At 32.3% G+C, this 22,994-nt stretch carries 25 protein-coding genes; 7 read left to right on the top strand and 18 right to left on the bottom strand.

The window, feature by feature from the left end; all coding sequences use genetic code 11:
* Window positions 1-85 precede the first annotated feature (85 nt).
* Entirely contained in the window at window positions 86-2,896 is a 2,811-nt protein-coding gene (locus AC1RRN_RS12105) for a TonB-dependent receptor (protein ID WP_492967545.1), read from the bottom strand.
* 231 nt (window positions 2,897-3,127) lie between these two features.
* Between AC1RRN_RS12105 and AC1RRN_RS12100 the strand changes: the two genes are divergently transcribed.
* On the top strand, window positions 3,128-4,228 hold the full coding sequence (locus AC1RRN_RS12100; protein WP_492967544.1) for a DUF4407 domain-containing protein: 1,101 nt from the start codon (window positions 3,128-3,130) through the stop codon (window positions 4,226-4,228).
* Window positions 4,229-4,356: 128 nt separating this feature from the next.
* Here AC1RRN_RS12100 and AC1RRN_RS12095 read toward each other — a convergent pair whose 3' ends face one another.
* The 8 genes from AC1RRN_RS12095 to ruvC all read right to left on the bottom strand — a co-directional run bounded on the left by AC1RRN_RS12095 (window position 4,357) and on the right by ruvC (window position 10,152).
* Window positions 4,357-5,076: a PH domain-containing protein gene (locus tag AC1RRN_RS12095; protein ID WP_492967543.1), complete on the bottom strand. Its 720-nt coding sequence runs from the start codon at window positions 5,074-5,076 to the stop codon at window positions 4,357-4,359.
* 99 nt (window positions 5,077-5,175) lie between these two features.
* Window positions 5,176-5,544 (bottom strand): MmcQ/YjbR family DNA-binding protein, encoded by a 369-nt coding sequence (locus AC1RRN_RS12090; protein ID WP_492967542.1) that lies wholly within the window; start codon window positions 5,542-5,544, stop codon window positions 5,176-5,178.
* Window positions 5,545-5,552: 8 nt separating this feature from the next.
* Window positions 5,553-5,903 (bottom strand): DUF4260 domain-containing protein, encoded by a 351-nt coding sequence (locus AC1RRN_RS12085; protein ID WP_492967541.1) that lies wholly within the window; start codon window positions 5,901-5,903, stop codon window positions 5,553-5,555.
* Complete coding sequence (locus tag AC1RRN_RS12080; RefSeq protein WP_492967540.1) at window positions 5,900-6,304, bottom strand: GNAT family N-acetyltransferase; 405 nt, start codon at window positions 6,302-6,304, stop codon at window positions 5,900-5,902. Before AC1RRN_RS12080 ends, AC1RRN_RS12085 begins: the two co-directional genes overlap by 4 nt.
* An 89-nt stretch (window positions 6,305-6,393) precedes the next feature.
* Window positions 6,394-7,455, bottom strand: coding sequence for a DUF4421 family protein (locus AC1RRN_RS12075; RefSeq protein ID WP_492967539.1), 1,062 nt, complete (start codon window positions 7,453-7,455; stop codon window positions 6,394-6,396).
* A gap of 42 nt (window positions 7,456-7,497) precedes the next feature.
* Entirely contained in the window at window positions 7,498-8,256 is a 759-nt protein-coding gene (locus AC1RRN_RS12070; RefSeq protein WP_492967538.1) for a cyclase family protein, read from the bottom strand.
* A gap of 76 nt (window positions 8,257-8,332) precedes the next feature.
* Window positions 8,333-9,469 (bottom strand): radical SAM family heme chaperone HemW, encoded by a 1,137-nt coding sequence (gene hemW / locus AC1RRN_RS12065; protein ID WP_492967537.1) that lies wholly within the window; start codon window positions 9,467-9,469, stop codon window positions 8,333-8,335.
* A gap of 128 nt (window positions 9,470-9,597) precedes the next feature.
* A complete protein-coding gene (ruvC, locus tag AC1RRN_RS12060) occupies window positions 9,598-10,152 on the bottom strand; it encodes a crossover junction endodeoxyribonuclease RuvC (RefSeq protein ID WP_492967535.1) in 555 nt (184 codons plus the stop codon).
* 142 nt (window positions 10,153-10,294) lie between these two features.
* On the opposite strand from ruvC, the gene AC1RRN_RS12055 reads away from it, so the two are divergent.
* Entirely contained in the window at window positions 10,295-11,221 is a 927-nt protein-coding gene (locus AC1RRN_RS12055; protein ID WP_492967534.1) for a hypothetical protein, read from the top strand.
* A complete protein-coding gene (locus AC1RRN_RS12050) occupies window positions 11,218-12,321 on the top strand; it encodes a glycosyltransferase family 2 protein (protein WP_492967533.1) in 1,104 nt (367 codons plus the stop codon). Before AC1RRN_RS12055 ends, AC1RRN_RS12050 begins: the two co-directional genes overlap by 4 nt.
* Before the next feature lie 155 nt (window positions 12,322-12,476).
* On the opposite strand, the gene AC1RRN_RS12045 is transcribed toward AC1RRN_RS12050, so the two are convergent.
* Together AC1RRN_RS12045 and AC1RRN_RS12040 are read right to left on the bottom strand one after the other, a co-directional pair.
* On the bottom strand, window positions 12,477-12,962 hold the full coding sequence (locus tag AC1RRN_RS12045; RefSeq protein WP_492967532.1) for a hypothetical protein: 486 nt from the start codon (window positions 12,960-12,962) through the stop codon (window positions 12,477-12,479).
* Between the two features lie 43 nt (window positions 12,963-13,005).
* A complete protein-coding gene (locus AC1RRN_RS12040) occupies window positions 13,006-13,389 on the bottom strand; it encodes a hypothetical protein (RefSeq protein WP_492967531.1) in 384 nt (127 codons plus the stop codon).
* A 47-nt stretch (window positions 13,390-13,436) separates the two neighbouring features.
* Here AC1RRN_RS12040 and AC1RRN_RS12035 point away from each other — a divergent pair, with 47 nt between their 5' ends.
* Both AC1RRN_RS12035 and AC1RRN_RS12030 read left to right on the top strand, forming a co-directional pair.
* Window positions 13,437-13,937 (top strand): DUF456 domain-containing protein, encoded by a 501-nt coding sequence (locus tag AC1RRN_RS12035; protein WP_492967530.1) that lies wholly within the window; start codon window positions 13,437-13,439, stop codon window positions 13,935-13,937.
* A gap of 282 nt (window positions 13,938-14,219) precedes the next feature.
* On the top strand, window positions 14,220-14,825 hold the full coding sequence (locus tag AC1RRN_RS12030) for a DUF937 domain-containing protein (protein WP_492967529.1): 606 nt from the start codon (window positions 14,220-14,222) through the stop codon (window positions 14,823-14,825).
* Between the two features lie 63 nt (window positions 14,826-14,888).
* On the opposite strand, the gene AC1RRN_RS12025 is transcribed toward AC1RRN_RS12030, so the two are convergent.
* The 5 genes from AC1RRN_RS12025 to AC1RRN_RS12005 form a co-directional block, all read right to left on the bottom strand.
* A complete protein-coding gene (locus tag AC1RRN_RS12025; RefSeq protein WP_492967528.1) occupies window positions 14,889-15,797 on the bottom strand; it encodes a pseudouridine synthase in 909 nt (302 codons plus the stop codon).
* 237 nt (window positions 15,798-16,034) lie between these two features.
* Window positions 16,035-16,991, bottom strand: a complete 957-nt coding sequence (locus AC1RRN_RS12020) for a geranylgeranylglycerol-phosphate geranylgeranyltransferase (RefSeq protein ID WP_492967527.1) — start codon at window positions 16,989-16,991, stop codon at window positions 16,035-16,037.
* A gap of 63 nt (window positions 16,992-17,054) precedes the next feature.
* Complete coding sequence (locus tag AC1RRN_RS12015) at window positions 17,055-17,645, bottom strand: DUF502 domain-containing protein (protein WP_492967526.1); 591 nt, start codon at window positions 17,643-17,645, stop codon at window positions 17,055-17,057.
* A gap of 72 nt (window positions 17,646-17,717) precedes the next feature.
* Entirely contained in the window at window positions 17,718-18,656 is a 939-nt protein-coding gene (locus tag AC1RRN_RS12010) for a mevalonate kinase family protein (protein WP_492967525.1), read from the bottom strand.
* Between the two features lie 48 nt (window positions 18,657-18,704).
* Entirely contained in the window at window positions 18,705-19,787 is a 1,083-nt protein-coding gene (locus tag AC1RRN_RS12005) for a diphosphomevalonate decarboxylase (protein WP_492967524.1), read from the bottom strand.
* Window positions 19,788-19,952: 165 nt separating this feature from the next.
* On the opposite strand from AC1RRN_RS12005, the gene AC1RRN_RS12000 reads away from it, so the two are divergent.
* The gene (locus AC1RRN_RS12000; protein ID WP_492967523.1) at window positions 19,953-20,429 is read left to right on the top strand and encodes a TspO/MBR family protein; all 477 of its coding nucleotides are present in this window, start codon (window positions 19,953-19,955) and stop codon (window positions 20,427-20,429) included.
* 38 nt (window positions 20,430-20,467) lie between these two features.
* Complete coding sequence (locus AC1RRN_RS11995; protein WP_492967522.1) at window positions 20,468-21,481, top strand: tetratricopeptide repeat protein; 1,014 nt, start codon at window positions 20,468-20,470, stop codon at window positions 21,479-21,481.
* Here AC1RRN_RS11995 and AC1RRN_RS11990 read toward each other — a convergent pair.
* The gene (locus AC1RRN_RS11990; protein ID WP_492967521.1) at window positions 21,465-22,196 is read right to left on the bottom strand and encodes a BamP family beta-assembly machinery protein; all 732 of its coding nucleotides are present in this window, start codon (window positions 22,194-22,196) and stop codon (window positions 21,465-21,467) included. The genes AC1RRN_RS11995 and AC1RRN_RS11990 overlap by 17 nt on opposite strands.
* 9 nt (window positions 22,197-22,205) lie before the next feature.
* Entirely contained in the window at window positions 22,206-22,940 is a 735-nt protein-coding gene (locus AC1RRN_RS11985) for a BamP family beta-assembly machinery protein (RefSeq protein WP_492967520.1), read from the bottom strand.
* Window positions 22,941-22,994: the final 54 nt, after the last annotated feature.

Here is a 22,994-nt window from a genome sequence, read left to right as displayed (position 1 = left end):
TACAAGGTCCGGGGGTTCGAATCCCTCTTTCTCCGTTGTTAAATTTCGAAAATCCTGTCTAATTTAAGAATTTTATGAATGGTTATTACAAGTCAAATTTTAATCCCAAATTGTATCGGGCCTGATAATATTCAGCTTGTTTGGTATGCGCCTCAACACCTTGATAGTAACGCAGCGGTTGGTTTGTTAAGTTGTTGGCTTCGGCAAAAACACGAAGTTGTTTAGTAATTTTGAAAGAAGCATTCGCATCTAAGAAAAATTGCTTGTCATAATAACTGTCTTTATACGATTCAGAACCCAATTCATCTAAATAATCTGAAGTGAAATTGGTTGAAATTCTGGCAGAAAAACGTTTGTTTTCCCAAGATAATGAACCATTAAACATATGTGGCGTTGTTCCCGGAAGGCTAATATCGTTTCTTTCATTTCCGTCTTCATCAGCAATTCCTTTTGCTTTCGATTTTGTGTATGTGTAATTCAAATAGATACCAAATCCTTTTAAAAATTTGCCAGGCAAGAAATCTAACTGACGTTGAAAAGCGACTTCAAAACCATAAACGTCAACTTTATCTCCGTTTCTTGATTGTACAAATGACCAGTTTTCGCCAACCGGAATTGGGTTGTTTTGATTTGGAAAATCATTACCAAATTTTACGCTGTCGTATTGATTATCGCTGTAATTGTAAATGAAGTCATTCAGTCTTTTGTAGAAAATACCACCAGAAATTAAACCAACTGATTTGAAATAATTCTCAGCCATGAAATCATAGTTATAAGAATATGTTGCATCAAGATCTGGATTTCCAGCTGTAATTTCTTTGTCTGCAGCAATATTGTTTACATAAGGAGCCAATGCATAATAATTTGGTCTTGCCAAAGCTGTTGTTGCCGCAGCTCTTAGAACTAAATCTTTTGTAGCATTATATTGAAATGAAATACTTGGTAATAGATTAGTATACGAGTTGGTATTGTTGATTTGACTCTCTAATTCTTCTTCGTCCAAAACTCTGTTTCCTGTGTAATCAATATGAGTGTTTTCTAAACGGAAACCTAAAACCATTGAAAGTTTCTTGTTAAAATCCTGATCCCATCTTACGTAAGCCGCATAAATGTTTTCTTTAGCATTGTAATTAACCGCTAAATATTCTGAAGGACTTGCTTCTTTATCAAATAAAGCGGGATTGTTTAAATCTAAACTTCCCAAGAAATTAGCCGATGCAAAAGTTCCCGGAACATATTTACTTCCCGGATTAAAGTTTTTTCCATCGTAATAACTAGTAGAAACTTCAGATAATAATTCCATTCCGTCATTGATTGGCTCATAAGAATAGAACATATTATTTCTTTCTTTTTCTTTTAAACGCAATCTAAGTCCGGTTCTTAATCTTCCTTTTTCTGATGGAATAATAGTGAAAGGAAAACGGATGTTGATTTTTGCTCCAAATTCGCTTTCGCTGGTTTCATCTGTGTTTTCTGTAACCGAATCAAATTTGAATTCATCTACAGATTCTCCAACCGTTGTCATTAAAGGAAATCTTGGATCAGATAAATCTTCCATCATTTCTAAACCTTTTTGACGGTATTCAATATAACGCTCTTGCGGACGATATTCTTTAGCTTTTGCATAATTGGCTGACCAGTCTAAGTCTAATTTTGAGTTGATTAAATGTTCCCCACGAATCGAATAGTTCTGAACGCGCTGATCTTCTAATCTTCTGTTTTTGTTTCTGTTGTTATCAACTCCACCTTTTGTCTGACGTTTTACACGGCCTTCAAAACCTGTAATTTCTTCGCCATTGTAGATCGGTTCGATATCATCATAAGTCGTTCTGAAACGGTTTTCTCTATCGTCTCTCCAATTATAAATAGCATTGGCGAAAATCGTGTTATTTTCATCAAATTTATAATCTAAAGCCACAGAACCGCTGCGACGAATACGTTGTACATCATACTTTCTAACTTCAGAAGCCTGTAAATATTCATTTCCAAAATCATCTTTTACCCATTCGTTTTCGATATTATCAGATCCGTAATCTACATTATTATAGGATCCACTGAAAACAGCACCTAATTTATTGTCGAAAAAACGATTTCCATAAACTAATCCTGCAGTATAAGAAGCGTGTTCGCGAATTGGTAAATAACCTCCCGCAAGTGTTGCTGATATTCTTTCGCCGTTTGGAGTTGCTCTTGTAATTAAATTTACAGAACCTCCAATAGCATCGGCATCCATATCTGAAGTTAAGGTTTTATTTACTTCGATAGTCGAAATCATATCAGACGGAATCAAGTCCATTTGAACGTTTCTGTTGTCTCCTTCTGCAGATGGAATTCGGTCACCATTTAAAGTTACCGAGTTCAATGACGGAGCCAAACCTCTAATAATAATATTACGAGCTTCTCCCTGATCATTTTGCATTGTGATACCCGGAACACGTTTTAAAGCGTCTCCAACGTTAGCATCAGGAAAACGACCCATTTGGTCTGATGAAATTACGTTTCCGATGTTTTTATTATTTTTTTGTTGATTTAAAGCTTTGGCCTGACCTTTTAAAATGTCTCCAACTACCACTTCATTCAATTCCGTTCCTGAAGTTTTAAGCGCAAAATCAATAACATTATTTTTGCCTGCTTCTACTTTGATTTCCTGAGTTATAGCCGTATATCCTATATATTTTACTTGTACCTGGTACGTTCCTTCATTAATGTTAAGCAATTCAAAACGACCATTATAATCTGAAACCGTGTATTTGTTTTCACCAACAATCTGAATCATGGCTCCCGGCAACGGAAGTTTGTCATCCATATCTAATACTTTTCCGGAAATTATGGCTTTTTGAGCATATCCAGAAAAGGCAAATAATATAAAAGTTAGTAATAAATAAATTTTTTTCATTTTGGTTTAGTTTGATTTGTTGCGAAACTAGAACCTTTGTGTTACTAAAACCTGTTAAAGAAATTAATATAATGTTATGATTAATCTTATAAAAAAGAAAGTTAATGATGTTTAAATAACATTTATTAAACAGAAATTATTTAAGCCAAGTAAAAACAAATCAACTATTTACCTCAGAATTAAATTTTTGGCGTTAAATTTGCTGTATCAATCAATCAAAAATCATCAATCATGTTAAAACAATTTTTCATCCTTTGTTCTGGCGCCGACAGAGATCTTCTTGAAGGCTGTTCAGAAGGCGAACAAACCAAATATGTTGGTATTGGAGCCACCGTTTTTTTTACCGCAGTTATGGCTTTTCTGGCCAGTGCTTATGCGCTTTTTACTGTTTTTGATTCTATTTATCCTGCCCTTATTTTTGGATTTGTCTGGAGTTTATTAATCTTCAATTTAGACCGATTTATTGTTTCTACTATCAAAAAAAGAGATCGCTTTATGGATGAATTTCTACAAGCGACTCCGCGAATTATATTGGCGATTATTATTGCGATTGTAATTTCGAAACCTTTAGAAATTAAAATCTTTGAAAAAGAAATCAATACCGTTTTATTGAAGGAAAAAAATGAAATGGAATTGGCCAATAAAAAACAAGTTGGAAATTATTTCAAATCAGATTTAGATAAAAACAAAGCTGAAATTGCTTCCTTAAAAGCAGATATTGTAAAAAAAGAGAAAGAGGTAAACGCTTTATATTCAACATATATTACAGAAGCTGAAGGAACTGCCGGAACTAAAAAATTAGGAAAAGGTCCGGTTTATAAAGAGAAACGCGAAAAGCACGACGCAACTTTAAGAGAATTTGAAACCTTAAAAACGACGAACGAAGCTAAAATCGCTGAGAAAGAAAAAATAGGCAAACAATTACAAGCCGATTTGGATAAAAAAGTATCGCAAACACAACCTATCATTGAAGGTTTTGATGGTTTAATGGCCCGAATTAATGCTTTGAATAAATTACCATGGATTCCGTCTTTCTTTATAATGTTGTTGTTTCTGGCGATTGAAACTTCTCCAATTATAGCGAAATTATTAGCTCCAAAAGGCGAATTCGACATCAAACAGGAAGAAGCGGAAACGGCAATGAAAGCGACATTAGAACAAAATAAATACCAACGCGAATTACTCATAAAAACCAGTGCCGAAATGCACGACAGAGTTTATGCAGATATTGCAGGAGATAAAAGTTTATACGATCTGCAACGAAAAAATGCAACTGAGTTATTAGAACTGCAATCAAATAATTTTGTAGAAAAACAGAAAGCGACTTTATAAGTCATAAAGCCGAAAGTCCAAAGTCTGAAAGTCAAAAAAAAAGCCAGAATAGTGTTTCTATTTCTGGCTTTCTTTTTTATATAAAGTGAATGACTTTCGAACTTTCGGCTTTATGACTTTCGACTAAATTACATATAACTTAAAATCTCTTTTTTATAAGCATCATATTCACCTTGCATGATCAATCCGTTATCAAGAAGTTTTTTATAATTCTGTAATTTATCAAAAAGTTCTTCTTTAGATAATTCACTTAATTTACGTTCTCCTGTTGAAGGCTGAGTTGGTTGAATTGGCTCATAAGTTTCATAAGATGGCGAAGGAGTAACAGCCGGCATAATTTCAGCATAATTTGTTACTTCTTCAGTTTCAACTTCTTCAATTGCATCTTCTGCCTCTTCCTCTTTATATTCTGGTTCAATAACTTCCTGAACAGGTGTTGCAGTAGAAACTGGATTTTTTAAAATATCCAATTGCTCTTTAGCATACGTATAGATTTTTCTTGCCTGAATTTTAGGAATGTAATCTATAGAAACCTGAATGTCTGTTTTTGTAGAAAATGAAAATTCTGAACCTAAAATATTTTCTTTTACAAAAGTCCCAACGATTTCATCCCAGGTATAATCTGTAAAATCCATTGAAAGACCTAAATTTTTAGGCTTACAGATGATAATTCTTTTGTTTGTTAATACAATACTATCTGGAAAAACAGTAATTGCTGGCTTTTTTTGAACCGCGATATATCCAACTTCTTCACCTTTCATCAATAAATCATTGAGTTTTGAGGTGATTTTTTCAATCGCTTTTGGATCTTGTTCTTCGTTTAGAAATTTTTTAAATTGTTCTTTCATGTTTGATAAATTGCTAAGTAACTGAGTTGCTAAGTTTTTGATTGACGCTGCAAATGTAATGCCTAATTTTCTAATTGCTCCGCCAGTTCGGTAAAAAATTTACCTCGGGTCGATAATTTCATTTTGAATTTTCTTTGTCAAACTTTTGAAAACCAATTCATACGAATGATCGATGAGTTCTTTTACAAAAGCGGTGGATAAACTGCCGTTTAAAGCAATAGTATTCCAATGGACTTTGCTCATATGAAAACCGGGTTTTATCTCATCATATTCTGCCCGGAGTTCCTGCGCGCGTTCTGGATCGCATTTTAAGTTGACAGATGGTTCGTTCTTTTCCCATTGCGATAAGGAAGATAGCGCAAACATTTTTCCGCCCACTTTAAAAACCAAAGTATCTTCATCAAAAGGAAAATGTTCGCTGACCCCTTTTTTCGAAAGACAATATTCGTAATATGTTTCCAGATTCATAATCTTTATTATTTACCAATTTCACCTAAATGTGTGTATTTAAAACCACTTTCATATTTTAAACCGTAACCAAAAATTCGATCCATTGACGAGTGTGAAAATAAAATAATTCCTGTAAGTTGCAAAATTTCAATTTTGAAATAACAACCTATCAGATATAACAAAATAGCAATGCCTCTATGATGAAATATATTGTATAAAAAAGCACCGGTTTTAGTATTGAAAATATAGCCAAGCATCGAAAAATCAGGTACTAAAATTAATACCAAAAACCACCACCATTGGTAATCGAGAAGGCTAAATAAATAGATTCCCAGGATAAATAAACCTAATTCTTCAAGTTTGATAATTGTTTTCATAATTTCTTTTCCATCATTTTTTCAGGATGTGCCAAAGCTTTAAAACCGAATTTTTCATATAAAAAGTGCGCATCAGTTGTGGCTAATCTCCAAATTTGAATATTTTTTAAAAGCGGTTCGTTCATCATATTTTCAATTAAAATAGACGAATATCCTTTTCCGCGATGTTCTTCAGTAATAAAAACGTCCATTACATATCCAAAAACCACATAATCTGTAATGACACGCGCAAAACCAATTTGTTTGTCGTCTAAGTAAATTCCGAAACAAACCGAAGCATCAATAGTAGTTTGCACTTCTTCAATTGTTCTTCCGGCAGCCCAATAAATGTCTTTGAGAAAGTTTTGTATGAAAGGAACATCAAGTTTGTTTTTATCGGTCGAAACGGTAATTTGATTCATGTTTTTTGAATAGGTTCTGAGGTGCTAAGGCCCTAAGGTTCTAAGAAAACTTAGTATCTTAGCAACTCAGAACCTTAGCAACTCTCTAATTACATTTTAATTTTATCGTCAATTTTTTCTACTGGTTTTGCGATAAAACCAGGGGCATTAAAACGATAGCCAAAATACAATAATCCGTAAACTTTGTCATTACTTATAACACTGTATTTATCCTCATTATAAGAACTGACGCTAAAATTTAAGCTGGCACCAAAAAGGATGCGGTCCGAATTATATCCCATTTTTAAGCCGCCGTCAAGATTTCTGGTGAAGTATGTTTTTTTCTCCACAGTTTCAACGCCCGAGTCTTTACTTTTATCATTCATGAATTTTACTCCTAAAGAAGGAGATAAATTAGGGGCAATATAAAATCTTTTATGAATAATAAAATTGTAATAATATCCTGCGGCCAAACGAATATCAAATTCTTTTTGTTTGCCATCCAATTCTTCTGCCTTTGATCTAATTATGTTGTAATTGTAAATTAAAGACGGAATAAAACTTCCTGCACTTTTTTTCTGCCATTCGGTAAAAGAAGTAATACTTTTAAGAGAGAATTTTGGATTAAAAAGATAGGAAGTCGACATGCCGAATTGCATTGTTTTAAAATCCGGAAACTGCAGATACGGATTCTTTCCTTCAACCCAGTTCGGATCAAAATCAGACATGTTGGCTACATAGTACCCTTTTGTTTTGCTGTAATTAACCGTTTGAAGCCAGCGTCCTAAAAAGAAACGGAAATTATAATCTGAGAAAGAAGATTTCCCTTTTAGATCTTCGTCCTTATTTCCTCCAAAAAACTTAGGGTAAAATCCATAACTGAAACCTATAAATTTATAATCAAAACTCAGAAAAAGTTTGTAACTATTATTGGTTTCCAGATCAAGATTTGTTCCTTTTTTATTATTAAGCAAATAGTCGTCACTTTGAGTGCTCAAATTTGCCCTTACCATTATTTTGTCAGGATAATAAATAAAATCGGCAGTGTCTTTTGGTTTCTCGTTTTGACTAAATGCGATATTGAAATTCAGGAAAAAAAATGTCAGGAAAATGCATAATGGGATTGTATTATGACCAATTCTGTTTAAGTTTTTTTTCTCTAAAGATTTCAATACAAGACTGTTATTTGTTTGTAATATAAAACTACTAATTAATTATCGAATAATGGAATATAAAATAGGTTTGCTGGGACTGGCGTCATTTTCAAAAGAAGCAATTTGAAGATTGAGTACATAATCGCCATCTTCAATTTCGTTTGGAACAAAAATCATTTCTGTAATGGTCGCTTCAAAGCGTGCATCGGCATTTAATTGATGCGTGTCTTTTACATTCCAAAAGGCTTTGTGTGCCAATAATTTTCCTTCATCATGCTCTTTATCAACACTTGGCAAATCGATCAGTAAATGCTGAATTTCGCTTTCGCGGATGAAAATCGCCGCTTCTTCAGATAAATAAGGCGGATTTGTATTGGAATATTTTCTTGATTTCTTCTCTTTTTGATTTGGAAGTGTTCTGATGATAATCGCTTCCGTTTTTGTTCCCTTCAAAGAAGCCGAAATTTGATCTTTGGTTATAATGAAATCCTCTCCAATTTTTTCAGGTTCAATCGTAATTAATTTAGCAAAAAAGAAAAACTGTTTTAAAGCCTGATTGATGCTGTAAAAATCATTGGTAATATGTCCAAGGCATTCTGTATGCGTCCCGTGCCCATGCGGATTAAAGAAAATATTATTAAAGTTCGTTGATGATTTTCCTTCAGAAACTTTCCCAATCCAATCGCCAAAAACAACGGGTTCAATAACCGGTTTTTCAATATACCAGGCAATTGGGTTTTCGTCTGTATTGGTTAACGGAATAGAAATATCAATGGGTTTTGATAAGTCGATTTGAAAGTTGTTGATTTTTGCTAACACAATTAGGGTTTTATGCCGCAAAGGCGCTAAGTCACAAAGTTTTATTTTTTGTGTCTTTGTGTCTTTGTGGCGAATTTTATTCTTCCAAATTTAAATAAAATAAATCTGAAGCAATTCCATCAGTTAAAAATTTTCCTTTTGCAGTTGGTTTTAGAATGTTATTTTCAATCGAAAGCAAATCATCATTTAAGAATTTCTGACTTTGTTTTTTCAGATAATCTAAATAATCTGAACCAAATTCTTTTTCAATTCGTTCTAATGAAACTCCCCAAATGGTCCGTAATCCCGTCATAATATATTCGTTGTAACGATCAGATTTTGACAGAATCTCAGTTTCAATTGGTAAAACATTTTCCTGAATTGATTTTAAGTAAAGCGAATTATTGGCAATATTCCAGCCTCTTTTTTCGCCGTCATAACTGTGAGCCGAAGGACCGATTCCGATGTATTTTTTCCCTAACCAATATGCCGAATTGTTTCTGGAGAAATAATTCTCTTTTCCAAAATTCGACAATTCGTAATGTATAAAACCGTTTTTTTGAAGTGTTTCTACCAAAATCATAAAATGATTTGAAGCTACTTCGTCTTGGGGTTCAGCAATTTTTCCGGTATCAATTAGTTTTCTCAAAGCCGTTTTTGGTTCAACCGTCAAAGCATAACTGGAAATGTGCGGAACACCAAAACTCAAAGCAGTTTCGATATTTTGTTTCCACATTTCATCGGTCAATCCCGGAATTCCGTAAATCAAATCCAAAGAAATATTATCAAAATATTTGACAGCTTCTTCCAGACATTTTTTGGCTTCCGCCGAATTATGAGCGCGATTCATCATTTTTAGATCTTCTTCATAAAAAGACTGAATCCCAATGCTTAATCGGTTTATAGGGCTTTTAGACAATTCCAAAATTCGTTCTGAAGACAGATCATCCGGATTGGCTTCCAATGTGATTTCGGGATTTTCTACAACTTTATAGTTTTTATAAACTTCGGAGATCAGAAAGTTTATTTCTTCATTTGACAATACAGAAGGAGTTCCTCCGCCAAAATAAATGGTTTCTACAACATCATTATTAAATTCATTTTTACGCATGGTAATTTCTTTAGACAAGGCCAAAACCATTTCGTCTTTCTTTTTCATCGAAGTCGAAAAATGAAAGTCGCAATAATGACAAGCCTGCTTGCAGAATGGAATATGGATGTAGATACCGGACATTTTTTTAATTAGATAATTGGTCAATTAGATAATGAGATAATGTAATATAGGGATGTTGAAAATTTTACAATTAGTTATTCTAAATCAGGAATTATCTAATTATCTAATTGGCACATTATCTCATTATCTCATTTCCTCACTTTGTCTTCATTTTGTTTCACAAAAGCATCCCAGCCTGTATAGCTTTTTCCGGCTACGATTTTCCCGGAATTAAAGAAATGACAAACTGCAGCTGCCAAACCATCGGTTGAATCTAGATTTTTTGGAAGCTCTTTTAAGCCTAAAAGCTGTTGCAGCATTTTGGCAACTTGCTCTTTACTGGCGTTTCCGTTTCCGGTAATCGCCATTTTTATCTTTTTAGGTTCGTATTCAGTAATTGGAATATCTCTTGAAAGTCCCGCCGCCATGGCAACACCTTGCGCACGTCCGAGTTTTAACATCGATTGAACATTCTTTCCGAAGAAAGGAGCTTCAATCGCAATTTCGTCAGGATGATGGGTTTCGATTAATTCGATGGTACGCTCAAAAATGATTTTTAGCTTTTGGTAATGATTGTCATATTTGGATAATTGCAATTCGTTCAACTGCAAAAATTCCATTTTTTTGTTTGTGACTTTAATTAATCCAAAACCCATGATTGTGGTTCCGGGGTCAATACCTAATATGATGCGTTCTTTTGTCATTATTTGTTTGGTTACACAGAGTTGCACAAAGTTAGCACCGAGCTTCACAAAGTTTATTTTTTATCTCTTTGTGTGTCTTTGTGATTATTTTGTGAATCTTTGTGAAATAGCTTTTTCGCAATAGTTTCCTTTACTTTGCGGCATGATTTCAATTCCTCACAAAGCTAAGCAATTCCTAGTTCTTCTGATCAAACTTTTGATTGTAGGCGGTGCATTTTATTTTATTTACAATCAGTTGGCAAACAACGATAAACTCGATTGGCAGAAGTTCCTTATTTTATTTCGTAAAAATCAATCGGTTTTAGGAATTGGATTTATATTGCTTTTGAGCGTTTTGAATCGATATTTCGAAATTTTAAAATGGCAAAATCTAGCCAAAGTTATTCATGAAATTTCTTTAGGAGAAGCGACAAAACAAGTTTTAGCCGCATTAACGGCTGGAATTTTTACGCCAAACGGAGTAGGAGAGTACGCCGGAAAAGCGCTGTATTATCCAAAATCAGATGCGAAAAATGTGGTTTTTCTAAACTTAATTTGCAACGGAATCCAGATGATTTTAACAGTGATTTTTGGAACAATCGGCTTACTTTTTCTCGGATATTGGAAATGGACATTAGCAATAATCGCAATATCTATTTTCTTTCTTCTATTTTCTTTCTTCTTAAAAAGTATAAAAATCAAAGGCTATTCGATTGAAAAACTGATTCAGAAAATCAATGAAATTCCGAAACCCATTCATCGTAAAAACATTCTTTTAGGGATTTTGAGATATCTTGTTTTCTCGCATCAATATTACTTTTTATTTCTGGCTTTTGATGTCGATTTACCTTATTTAACCCTGATTTCAACGATTGCTGTTGTTTACTTTTTAGCTTCTTCATTGCCAACCTTTCAGTTTTTAGATTTTGCAGTAAAAGGAAGTGTCGCTGTTTATTTCTTCGGAATTCTGCATGTAAACGAATGGATTGTGGTTTTTATAAGTACATTGATGTGGTTTTTGAATGTGGTTTTACCAGTGATTTGGGGAAGTTATTATGTGCTGAATTTTAAAACAAAAATTGCAGAATGATCTTTGTCTTATTTGTCATATTGCCAATTTATTTCATCAGTATCAGTCTGCTGATTTTTGGCTTTCGCCGAATAAAAAAATACTACAAGAAAGATTTACAACCAAAAACGAGTTTCACGATTATAGTTCCATTTCGAAATGAAGCGGAAAATCTGCCAACTCTTCTGCAGAGTTTTTCAAAACTAAATTATCCAACTTATTTATTTGAAGTAATTTTAGTTGATGATAATTCGAATGAAAAGTTTCAAGTCTCACATTTCACATTTCACATTTCACAAATAGATAATATTCGGGTTTCAAATTCACCGAAAAAGGATGCTATTACGACTGCAATGCAACACGTAAAAACCAATTGGGTGATTACTACTGATGCTGATTGTATTGTGAACGAAAACTGGCTTTTAACCTTTGATAATTATATTCAGGAAAATCAGGTTTCGATGCTAGCCGGAGCCGTTTCGTATCAATGTAAAAATTCGTTCTTGCATCATTTTCAGCAATTGGATTTAACGAGTTTACAAGGCGCCACAATTGGAAGTTTTGGTCTAAATAAAGCTTTTATGTGTAATGGAGCTAATTTTGCCTATACCAAATCTTTGTTTGAAAAACTTGACGGATTCGAAGGAAACAACAAAATTGCCAGCGGCGACGATGTTTTTTTACTGCAAAAAGCAATTGAAAAATTCCCAAAAGAAGTTCATTATTTAAAATCGAAAGAAGCGATTGTAATTACAAAACCAACAGAAAACTGGCAATCTTTATTTTATCAAAGAGTGCGCTGGGCAGCCAAAACAAGTTCGTATAAAAGCACTTTTGGAAAGCTTTTAGGATTAATTGTTTTCTTTGGAAATCTTAGTTTTGTAATCGGATTTTTCTTTTTACTGTTTGGAATTTGGTCGTATCCAATATTTGTATTGTTAGCCTTTTTTAAATTTGGGATAGATTTTGTTTTGCTTTATATTACCAATCAATTCCTTACCAGAACCCAAATAAAAAGCTTGTTTTTGAGTAGTTTACTTTATCCTTTTTTTAGTTCGGCTGTGGCTTTGTATAGTTTATTTGGATCTTATGAATGGAAGGGAAGAAGGTTTAAAATATAACTTTCTTATGAAAAGGAGTGCCCTAGCCCTGATAGGAGCGGTATCCTTTTTCTGGCTTCTTTAGCCAGGAAAAGATACAAGTGGATAGCAGGAAATAGCTCCTGAAAAAACGAATAATTAAATGTTCTTATATTAACTTATATGGTGAAAAAAAATCATTTCTGATCTTTAGCCTTAATAATAACTGGCAGAATAAATTGTGTTTTTACCGGAATTCCGCGTTTGATCGCTGGATTTACTTTAGGAAAATCGACTAAACGAGCATGTAGGATACTGTCAATTTTAATAGTATCGTACGCAACAGAATCTTTAGGAAACTGTGGTTCGAATTTCATAGTCGCATTTGGGAAAACAGTTATTTTGACTTCGATGGTATCCAATTCAGGGTAAAGAATAGATAAAGTATCAACATCTAATTTCGCCTCAATAAGTTGCCCCATAACCTCAAAAAAGCATTGTTGGCGCAGTTTTTTGTCGGCTATTTTTTCGCATTCAGGTACTGACGGATATTCGTCGACTTCTTTCCAATTAATTGCTTTTAACTCTTTTTGAAGTAATTCTTTTTCAGACGGAACCTGCTTGTCAAAATATTGACAAGAGCCGAAAATGACAAGAACTAAAAAAACGGAAAACTTTTTCAAGGTTTTGATATTGATTGTAAACTAATTAGTTATAAAAATACGATTATTTTTTTTGAGAAGCTTTGTATTGCAAATATTCTTCGTAGCTTTCTGAAAGCCATTTCTCTTTGTTTGTTGCGGCAATTTCCTTTTGATCGGGATATAAATGAGCCAAACGATCAGAAAAAGTAGCAATCTGAACCGTATAGTTGTAAAATTCGGTTCTTGTTAAAGTAATATTTGGGTCATTTTTTCGATTAAAATACTCGAAGAAAAGTTCATCAAATTCCTTCATGGAAAAATTTAGTACTTTTTTCTTATTACTTTTATAAATACTGTCCTGAAGTAATTGATCATCGACAGATAGTTTTTTAACTTGGGCATATGCAATATTATTGATCGGAAAGATCAAAAAACAAATAAAAAATAATTTTAAAAGTCTGTGCATTGTCTAATTTTTCTGACGGGGTCCAAGACAAATTTACAAAAAAATATATGGATTTACTATTGTTCACGCTTGGTTTTATATGTATTATTATTGGGATTTTTGGTAGTTTTCTACCGGTTTTACCTGGTTTGTCAAGCTGCTGGGTTGGATTGTTATTATTGTATTTGACAAAAGCAGTAGAAAACAATTATTGGGTTTTGGGAATTACACTTTTAATAACTATTGTAATTACAATTTTAGATTACATAATTCCGGCAAAAGGAACCAAAAAATTTGGAGGTAGTTCTTATGGAATTTGGGGAACTAATATTGGTTTGGTTGTAGGTATTTTGTCTCCAATTCCGTTTGGAGTTATTATTGGACCATTTGTCGGAGCCTTTGTCGGAGAACTTATTTATGATTCTAAAAATCATAAAAGAGCATTAAAAGCAGCAACAGGATCATTGCTTGGTTTTCTTGCTTCGAGTTTTATAAATTTTATGTTTTGTATTATTTTTCTAGGTATTTTTTTACACGTAACATGGGAATATCGAAACTTATTGTTTTAATTATGTAACATTCACCTAAGCTTTTTCCTATTTTTAGAAAGTTTAATAGAAAGTTTTGACTTTTTTTAAAAAATATTTTCTTTTTATTTTGATAACGAAAGGGTTATGTTTATTGGTGGTTTCAAGTTTTTACTTAAAATAAATGTTAAATTCACTATTAAATTTTTAACTTAATCTTTGGATATGTTAAAATATTTTATATTTTTATCCTGATAAACGATAAAAAAGCCCCTTTTATCGATTATTTTGAATTAATTTAAATAATTTTTAAATAATTAAATTATGACTCCTAACCTACAAATTGAACTTAGACGTTTTATTTCTTCTAATGTTGTTTCAAAGTTAAACAAGTTTTATTTTGAAAATGATGCACTTTTAATAAAAGGGATCGATGTCTCGATCGGAACTATTTTAATGGGATTGTATAATAGGGCCGAGGAGTCGGGTTTTTACAAAGAACTTACCACATTAATTGCAGATGATTCCACTTTTTACCAGGAAGTCGATTTTGCATCAGGCAGAATCTTATCAGTTGACGACTGTTACCGTTTAGAAGGAAACGCTTTATTGAAAGGAATCTTCACTGAAAAGAAAGGAAGAATTTCTGAAATGATTTCAAACGAAGTCGGAATCAAAAGCGAAACCGCAAGAGAAATACTTAACTTCTCAGCATTACTAGTAGTTTCTTACCTTAAGAACAATATTCAATTACTAGACAGCTTAAAATTACTTCTTGAAGAACAAAAAAGAGAAATTTTAAACAGTATCCAGCCAGGAATTAAAATTATCTTAGGATTTTCATGTTACGAAGCAGCAGTTGAAGACAAAAATCAAACTATGGGAAGATCTATTTTTACCCTTTTTGGACACAACTTTTTCAGTTTCTAAATAAAAAAATCCCATCTTACAAAAGTAAAACAGGATTTATATTCTTGAATTTTGAATCGTTTATTAAACATTTTTCAAATTGATAATTTCTTGTTCGGTCAAAAAGCGCCAGTTACCTCTTGGCAAATTCTTTTTGGTTAAACCGGCAAATGAAACACGATCTATACGTAAAACATCATAATCGAAGTTTTCGAAAATAGCGCGAACCACTTTTACATTCGATGAACGTAGTTTAAGTCCAACTTCGCTCTTAGGTTCATTATCAATATAACTAATTTCTTCAACAAATACACGGTGTCCGTCAAGAACTAAACCTTTGCTGATTTTTTCTAAATCCTCAAATTTTAAGTTTTTGTCTAGTGAAACCTGATAAATTTTAGACGATTTCTGACTCGGTAAAGTAAATTTACGAATCATATCTGTATCATTGGTGAATAACAATAAACCAGTTGTGTTTTTGTCCATTCTTCCAATCGGAGCGATTTTTGCTGTTGTAGAACCACGAACAAGTTCGAGAACATTACGATATTCCTGACCTTCGTCAAGTGCAGTCGTAAAGTTTTTAGGCTTGTTCAACAAGATGTATTCTTTCTTTTCAGGAGTAAGGGTAACACCGTCAAAATTGACAACATCATTTAATTTTACTAAATAACCCATTTCAGTAACCGGAACGCCATTTACTTTAACGTTTCCAGACTGAATGTATATATCGGCATCACGACGCGAGCAAACACCTGAATTAGAGATGTATTTGTTCAAACGAATCTCGTCTGCAGCTTTTTGTCTTTTCGGCGCCTGATTCTGTTTTTTAATTTTTTCTGCTTTTTCTTCTTCAGCAGCTTTAACAGCCGGCTTCACTTTTTTTGGCCCTTGCGCACGTTTCGCCATAGGAGGTTTTGGCTTGCTAGAGTTTGATTTCGAGCTGTTTGGTCTCGAACCACCTCTTTTATTATTGCCTTCCTTATTGTTCATAAATTCTGTAATTTGTGCAAAGATAGTTTATTCTTGCTAAATAATCTTAAGTTCATTGTTCTTAGATTAATAGCTCTTGTTTTTTGGAGTTTTAAAGAGTAGTAATTGGCTTTTTTAGGTAGTTGAATTGTTGTTATTTCACAGAGATTCACGGAGTTCACACAGAGATTCGCAAAGTTTTTATAAGAGCTTTGTGAATCTTTGCGAAATCTTCGTGAATCTCTGTGAAACAGCTTACTAGAATCGGGAAATTAAATTTTTTCCATGCCACAAGACACTCGGATTAATTAGGACAATGCAAAAAACTCCAGACACAATCAGGAATTTTAAAACATTATGAAGTAGTAAATATTGTTCCTTCGAATTTGATTTCCATAAATAAATCAGGAAAAAAAGCATAACGCCAAAACACACATAAAAGTAAATATCCATATAACCAACATCATAAACGTTGATCAAAACATAAACCGGAAGAACAGTCAAAATAGTCAAAACAGTAATGATTTGTTTTGAAACCGTTTCATTATAAAGTATCGGAATCGTTCTGTAATCGTTCGCTAAATCACCTTTTAAGTTCTCTAAATCTTTTATCATTTCGCGAATCAACAACAATAAAAACAAGAAAACGGCATGGGCCGAAATTACCATAAAATGACTCATGTGATCCTCAATTTCTTCAAATGAAATCTTGTTGTAAAAATATAAAAGAATGGCAAAAAAAGGAATAACAGCCATAAAAGCCGCCATTAAATTTCCAACAATTGGATATTTTTTGATTTTGTGAGAGTAAAACCAGATAAAGAAAATATAAGCAGAAAAGAATAAAAAGGCGCGCCAGGAAACAATAAACGCCATTAATACCGCCAGGAAATTCAAACTGAAATAAACCGACAATTTTGTTTTTTGGCTTACTAAACGATCCAGCATTGATTTATTAGGACGATTGATTAAGTCTTTTTGGCTGTCGTAAAAATTATTGATGATATAACCCGACGCAATTGTAATCGCCGACGCAAAAACAATTAAAAATAAATTGAAATCAAGTAAAATATCCAGCGCTCTTTTTTCTGGGGCTAAGATGAAAATGGCTGATAAATATTGTGCTAAAACAATAATTGGAATGTTGTAACCTCTTACCACAGAGAACAAACTAACAATTTTCATTACTAAAAGTTTGTGCTGTCTGCTTAACATTTTTTGATTAAAGTTTTTAGATTGGAGTGTAATTTAAGATTTTTTACTGAAGCGACCGAATAATCAAAGTTTGTTTTTTAATAATGCTGCTGAACCGTAACCTAATTTTCGAATACAGGCAAGCGCTTCTTTTTGAGAAATTCCGACTTCTGTAATGTCTTTTTTCTCTACAAAAACGACAGAACCGCTCCACGGATTTGGAGCATCGGGAATAAAAACAGCAAATTTGTTTTCGTTTATTTCTTCTATTAAAAAGGCAAATTGCATTCCTGCGTCTGTAGGAACCAGAATGACTTTTAAATCCTGATTTGATTCAAATCCCATGATGCTTTCGTTCATGCTTTTCATAAACGAATAGCCAGGAACGAAACTTAGAATCCCATTTTCTAATTTATGTATCAGTTTTTGCGCAGGATCGGTTTTCGCAATCAGGCCAGCCGTAAAACAAATAAAAACTATAATAGAAATGGCTACAATTTCTTCGAGTGCGAATCCTAAAACTTCTACTTTCGGAAATTGGTGTACAATTGGCTTAGTGATTTTTTGAATGATGCTAAATCCCTTTTCTAAAAGAACCAAAAGTAGAACTAACGGCGCTAAAAATAGAATTCCGCCTAAAAAAGTTGCTTTGATAATCTTTAAAATACTTTTCATATTCAATAACTTTTTTAGGGTAAAATTTCAGGAAAATGTATTCAAATAATCAGCTCTTTTTAAATATTTAACTTAAAACTGATAAACTACTTCTAGTTTATAGTCTTTTAAAGAAGCTTTAGCACGCTCTAAATCTTGTGTAAATCCAAGAATATAACCACCGCCGCCAGAACCACAAAGTTTTAAATAATAATCGTTTGTGTCAATTCCGTGCTGCCAGATTCCGTGAAATTGCTCCGGAATCATTGGTTTAAAGTTGTTTAAAACAACTTTTGAAAGTTTCTTAGTATTGGTAAACAAAGATTTCATATCGCCATGTAAAAAGTTTTCTACACAAGCGTCTGTATATTTTACAAATTGGTTTTTAAGCATCGCACGGAAACCTTTGTCTTTTAGGTTTTCCATGAAAATGTTTACCATTGGAGCCGTTTCTCCAACAATTCCTGAATCTAATAAAAATACAGCACCTTTTCCGTCAAAACTCTGAGTCGGAATTCCCGTTGCTTCAATATTATCTTTAGAATTGATTAAAATCGGAATGCTTAAATAACTGTTTAAAGGATCTAAACCAGAACTTTTTCCGTGAAAAAAGCTCTCCATTTGAGAAAATATATTTTTTAGTTGTAACAGTTTCTCACGAGTTAAATTCTCTAAAACTGTTATTTTATGAGTAGCATATTTATCGTAAATCGCAGCAACCAATGCACCACTGCTTCCAACTCCATATCCTTGCGGGATACTAGAATCGAAGTACATTCCGGTTTCTACATCATTTTTTAAAGCTGCCAAATCAAAAGCAACCAATTCAGGTTGTTCTGTTTGTAAAGTTTCAAGGTAAGTTGCAAAACGTTTTAAACTTGCGTTTGACGCCAATGCCTCTGCCGAAAGTTCTTCGGATTTTTTCAAAGCACCGTTGTAAAAATTATAAGGAATAGAAAGTCCTTTAGAGTCACGAATGATTCCGTATTCTCCAAAGAGTAATATTTTTGAGTAAAATAATGGTCCTTTCATAATGTATTTAAAGTCTAAAAATCAAAATTTTAATTAAAGATACGAAAATTATCTCTTTATTGCACCATCTCCAATTTTGTCGCAAATGTACTGACCATTCTGACAAAATACAACTAATTCGTCCTGAATAAATTGTAATACTTTTTCGCTAACGTTTTCGGGATAAAGGGCATGCACATTTGCTCCGGCATCAAGCGTAAAACAAACCGGAATCTGTGTTTCATTTCTGAATTTCCAAATTGCATTAATGATTTGCAAAGTGTTTGGTTTCATCAAAATAAAATACGGCATCGAAGTCATCATCATCGCGTGTAGAGTCAAAGCTTCGCTTTCAACAACTTTAATGAAATCCTCTAAATTTCCACTTTCAAAAATGGCAATTAATTTGTCCAGATTTTCATGTGCCTGAGCAAAACGTCTTTCTGCATAAGGATGGTTATGCATTAAATCATGTCCAACGGTGCTTGAAACCTGTTTTTCGCCTTTATCAACTAATAAAATAGTATCCTGATAATTCTTGAAATTCTCATGAATTGTGTACGGAAATTCCACTCCAAACAAATCTGAACTTCCTTCAATATTGGCTTGATTTCCCCAAACTACAACATTTCCTTTTACACTTCGGCAGGCACTTCCTGAACCTAAACGCGCTAAAAATGAAGCTTTTTGATAAAAATAATCGTCTGTCATTTCAGGATTTAGTTCTTTTTCTAAACTAATAAAATTCATCGCCAGAGCCGCCATTCCAGATGCTGAAGAAGCAATTCCTGAACTATGAGGAAAAGTATTTTGAGTATCAATCGTAAAATGATAATCCTTCAAAAATGGCAAATAAACTTCAATTCGCTCTAAAAACTTCTGAATTTTCGGTTTGAAATCTTCTTTTGGTTTTCCTTCAAATAATAAATCAAAAGAGAAAGAATTTTGGTTTTCTCTTTTTTCAAAACCTAATTTGGTAATTGTTTTACAATTATTCAATGTAAAACTTACTGAAGGATTTGCCGGAATTTGATTGTCTTTTTTCCCCCAATATTTTACTAATGCAATATTGCTGGGAGCGCTCCACTCAAAATTTCCATTTTCGATTGTAGAAGTATATTTTTTAGGAATAAAATCAGCTGTTGTAAACATGAAATATAAATTTTGGCAAAGATAGTTTTTTCACCATAAAAGATATTTTTTTCACCATATAAGTTATTGAAGATATTATAACCGTTTTTTACTAAAATGAACTTATAACACTTATATGGTTTCCAAATTTCTTTTAACTATTTTTGAATAAAAAAAAGAAATAAAATGAATAAAATAACACGAATCGCAATAGCTGTAATCGTTTGTTTAGCAGTTGGATATTCATCGTCAACTTTTACTAAAGAAGGCGTAGAAACTTGGTATCCAACGATTTTAAAGCCAGGTTTTAATCCGCCAAATTGGGTTTTTATGCCTGTTTGGACTTTGCTTTTTATTTTAATGGGAGTTGCAGCCGGTTTAGTTTGGGACAAAATAAAAGAGCAAAACGAAGAAGTAAAAAAAGCGTTGGGTTTCTTTTTGGGCCAATTGATTCTGAATGCAGTGTGGTCGTATATTTTCTTCGGATTAAAAAACCCGATGTTAGCTTTGATTGAAATTGTACTTTTATGGTTAATAATCTATGAAACCTATTTAAAATTCATCAAAATCAATAAAACTGCGGGTTATTTATTGATTCCGTATTTGGCTTGGGTTGCTTTTGCAGCGATTTTGAATGCGAGTATTTGGTGGTTGAATAGATAATTTTGTTTCAGGTTTTTTAGTTTCAAGTGTCAGGTTTAATGAATACATTTTACTTTATGAATAAATTCAGGGCTTTTTTAGTTGTTTTAGTTTTGGTTTCATTTAAAACTTTTGCTTGTTTGAATTGGGAAATAAAAACTTTAAAAAACAAGGTTGAAATATATCGCGATCATAAAGAATATTTTGTCCCAAAAGGACATCAATTTAAAATTAAAGATTTTTCAAGTCTAATTTTAGACCTTGAAAAAGGATATAATAAAACCAATAATATTGATTATTTATCTGATAAAGGATATGTTTTAATTATTCAGCGAAAGTATGATGAAGCATTAAAATTATATCTGGAGATTGAAAAGATTAAACCCAATAGATATTCAACAGCATCAAATCTTGGAACGCTTTATGAATTAATGGGAGAAAATGAAAAAGCATATGAATGGATAAAGAAATCAATCAAAATTAATCCCGAATCTCATGAAGGATCTGAATGGCTTCATCTTAAAATTTTAGAAGCGAAAATTCAGAAATTGCAAAATCCATCAGGAGCATTTTTTATCAACACTAATTTTGGATCAGAAATTAGTCCAAAAACGAATTTGGGAGATGAAGAATTGTTTAAATTAAAAGATGCTTTATACTTTCAGTTAAACGAAAGAATTACATTTATAAAACCCGAAGATAAAATTATTTCAGTTTTGCTTTTTGAATTAGGAAATATAGCAACAATAGAGGGGTTTGATCCTCAAAGTTCAGTTGAAGTGTATGAACTCTCAAAAAAGTACGGATTTCAAAGTAATTTACTCAACGAAAGATTAATTTTATGCTATAAAAAAATAAATATGTCCAAATTAGAAACAATCGAAGACTTGGATAAGATTGTTTTGAGAGAGGAAAAAAGAAGCGACAAATTAAATTTAGAATTACTTAAAAAACAAGACAATTTAAGACCGGCATTAATTACCGTTTCAATCATCTCTTTTGTTTTATTGGTTTTTTCAATTGTTTTTTTCTTAAAATGGAAGAAATTAAAAAAGTCTATTTCAACTTCTTAAACTCATTATTTTTAGCAGTTAAAAAATCCATTGTTGCCAAGATATTCGGATGTTCTAAGAGTGTTTTAGATTTTGGATCGGCATCACAAAATTGAAAAAATAGTTCTTTTTCTTCGGAATTTAATTTTAAATCTTTAGTAAAAAAAGTATCAGGAAGTGATGTCGTGACAAGTGTTTTAAAGTCAATTTCTTCAATTTTCTTTTTGGGTTCTTCTTTTTCTTTTTTAAATAAATTTAAAAGACCAGTTCCCATTCTGACAAAATCTATTCCATTTGGAATTGTCCCGTTATATACTCCGGTGTATTTTTCCAAAGATCCTGCTTCTTTCGCAAATTTTATTTCATCAATGTTTTGTTGAGAAGTAGCTACAGGTTGAAATTTTATTCTGGTTATTTTCACTTCTTCTAACTCTTCTGGTTTTAGAATCATATTCACGACCACATTATTAACTTCAATGTTTTGAGATGTTATTTTTAATCTTGAGAAATAATAATCTTTAGAAAAGAAAATCAAACTGTCTTTGACATTTACCAAAATAGAAAATTCTCCCAAAGCATTTGTAGTTGTGCTTGTTTTGGCTGTTTTATTAATTACTTCGACACCTTTTAGGACAATACTTTGGGAAACAACTCTTCCATGAAGCATTTTTTCTGTTTGTGAAATACCTAATTGATACGTTAGAAATGAAATTGTTGTAAGTAATTTTATTTGCATCTAATAGTTTTAGTTTTTAATTTCTGTTTTTAACTTCTTAAATTCTTCACTTTTAACATATAAAAAGTCCATTAAGACCAAAACATTCGGATGTTCTAAAAGGATTTTAGATTTTGGATCAACATCACAAAAATTTAGGAAAAGTTCTTTTTCTTCTGGTTTTAATTTTAAATTTTTAATGAAAAAATCGGATGGGCAAGAAGCAATCACAAGTTTTTTAAATTGATCCTCCTCCTCAATTTTTTTCTTAGGTCTATCAAAAATAGCATGACTGTAATTTATTGCATTTTTAATTTTTCCGTCATACACATTAACCCTCGTTGTTACATCATCAAATTGCTTGCGAATTTTGATTTTATTTATTTCTTCTCTATTATTTGCGATTTTTTTAAGGTCAGTTTTAGTAAAAACAGATCTAGAAACTACAACATTCTCCAGTTCTTCGGCTTTTGGAATCATTTCAACAATGAAATAGCTTTTTTCTAAATCTTTCACAGTTAGCTTTAATTTTGTAAATAAGTAATCCTTTGAAAAAAACAATAAACTGTCCTGCTCTTTAGCTAAAATTGAAAATTCTCCTAATTCATTTGTTCTGGTGCTCGTTTTAGCTGTTTTATTTATGACTTCAACTTTATTAAGAGGAGTACTATTGGAAGTGACTTTTCCGTGAAGTAATTTTTCCGTTTGAGAAATGGAAAGCTGGTAAGTGAAAAAAGAAATTGTGGTAAGTAATTTTACTTTCATCTAATGGTATTTAGTTGATAGTAAAATTATTAGAATTGTCTTAATGAAAACTTA

The organism is Flavobacterium sp. GW821-FHT11G01, from assembly GCF_058808175.1.
The sequence above is the reverse complement of the archived record's forward strand: the minus strand, read 5'-3'. Positions and strand labels throughout refer to the sequence as shown.

Bases quoted from the DNA above. Each gene is read 5' to 3' on its own strand.
- AC1RRN_RS12105 (WP_492967545.1), bottom strand. From the start codon at position 2,896: ATGAAAAAAATTTATTTATTACTAACTTTTATATTATTTGCCTTTTCT.
- AC1RRN_RS12100 (WP_492967544.1), top strand. From the start codon at position 3,128: ATGTTAAAACAATTTTTCATCCTTTGTTCTGGCGCCGACAGAGATCTT.
- AC1RRN_RS12095 (WP_492967543.1), bottom strand. From the start codon at position 5,076: ATGAAAGAACAATTTAAAAAATTTCTAAACGAAGAACAAGATCCAAAA.
- AC1RRN_RS12090 (WP_492967542.1), bottom strand. From the start codon at position 5,544: ATGAATCTGGAAACATATTACGAATATTGTCTTTCGAAAAAAGGGGTC.
- AC1RRN_RS12085 (WP_492967541.1), bottom strand. From the start codon at position 5,903: ATGAAAACAATTATCAAACTTGAAGAATTAGGTTTATTTATCCTGGGA.
- AC1RRN_RS12080 (WP_492967540.1), bottom strand. From the start codon at position 6,304: ATGAATCAAATTACCGTTTCGACCGATAAAAACAAACTTGATGTTCCT.
- hemW (WP_492967537.1), bottom strand. From the start codon at position 9,469: ATGTCCGGTATCTACATCCATATTCCATTCTGCAAGCAGGCTTGTCAT.
- ruvC (WP_492967535.1), bottom strand. From the start codon at position 10,152: ATGACAAAAGAACGCATCATATTAGGTATTGACCCCGGAACCACAATC.
- AC1RRN_RS12055 (WP_492967534.1), top strand. From the start codon at position 10,295: ATGATTTCAATTCCTCACAAAGCTAAGCAATTCCTAGTTCTTCTGATC.
- AC1RRN_RS12050 (WP_492967533.1), top strand. From the start codon at position 11,218: ATGATCTTTGTCTTATTTGTCATATTGCCAATTTATTTCATCAGTATC.
- AC1RRN_RS12040 (WP_492967531.1), bottom strand. From the start codon at position 13,389: ATGCACAGACTTTTAAAATTATTTTTTATTTGTTTTTTGATCTTTCCG.
- AC1RRN_RS12035 (WP_492967530.1), top strand. From the start codon at position 13,437: ATGGATTTACTATTGTTCACGCTTGGTTTTATATGTATTATTATTGGG.
- AC1RRN_RS12030 (WP_492967529.1), top strand. From the start codon at position 14,220: ATGACTCCTAACCTACAAATTGAACTTAGACGTTTTATTTCTTCTAAT.
- AC1RRN_RS12025 (WP_492967528.1), bottom strand. From the start codon at position 15,797: ATGAACAATAAGGAAGGCAATAATAAAAGAGGTGGTTCGAGACCAAAC.
- AC1RRN_RS12020 (WP_492967527.1), bottom strand. From the start codon at position 16,991: ATGTTAAGCAGACAGCACAAACTTTTAGTAATGAAAATTGTTAGTTTG.
- AC1RRN_RS12015 (WP_492967526.1), bottom strand. From the start codon at position 17,645: ATGAAAAGTATTTTAAAGATTATCAAAGCAACTTTTTTAGGCGGAATT.
- AC1RRN_RS12010 (WP_492967525.1), bottom strand. From the start codon at position 18,656: ATGAAAGGACCATTATTTTACTCAAAAATATTACTCTTTGGAGAATAC.
- AC1RRN_RS12005 (WP_492967524.1), bottom strand. From the start codon at position 19,787: ATGTTTACAACAGCTGATTTTATTCCTAAAAAATATACTTCTACAATC.
- AC1RRN_RS12000 (WP_492967523.1), top strand. From the start codon at position 19,953: ATGAATAAAATAACACGAATCGCAATAGCTGTAATCGTTTGTTTAGCA.
- AC1RRN_RS11995 (WP_492967522.1), top strand. From the start codon at position 20,468: ATGAATACATTTTACTTTATGAATAAATTCAGGGCTTTTTTAGTTGTT.
- AC1RRN_RS11990 (WP_492967521.1), bottom strand. From the start codon at position 22,196: ATGCAAATAAAATTACTTACAACAATTTCATTTCTAACGTATCAATTA.
- AC1RRN_RS11985 (WP_492967520.1), bottom strand. From the start codon at position 22,940: ATGAAAGTAAAATTACTTACCACAATTTCTTTTTTCACTTACCAGCTT.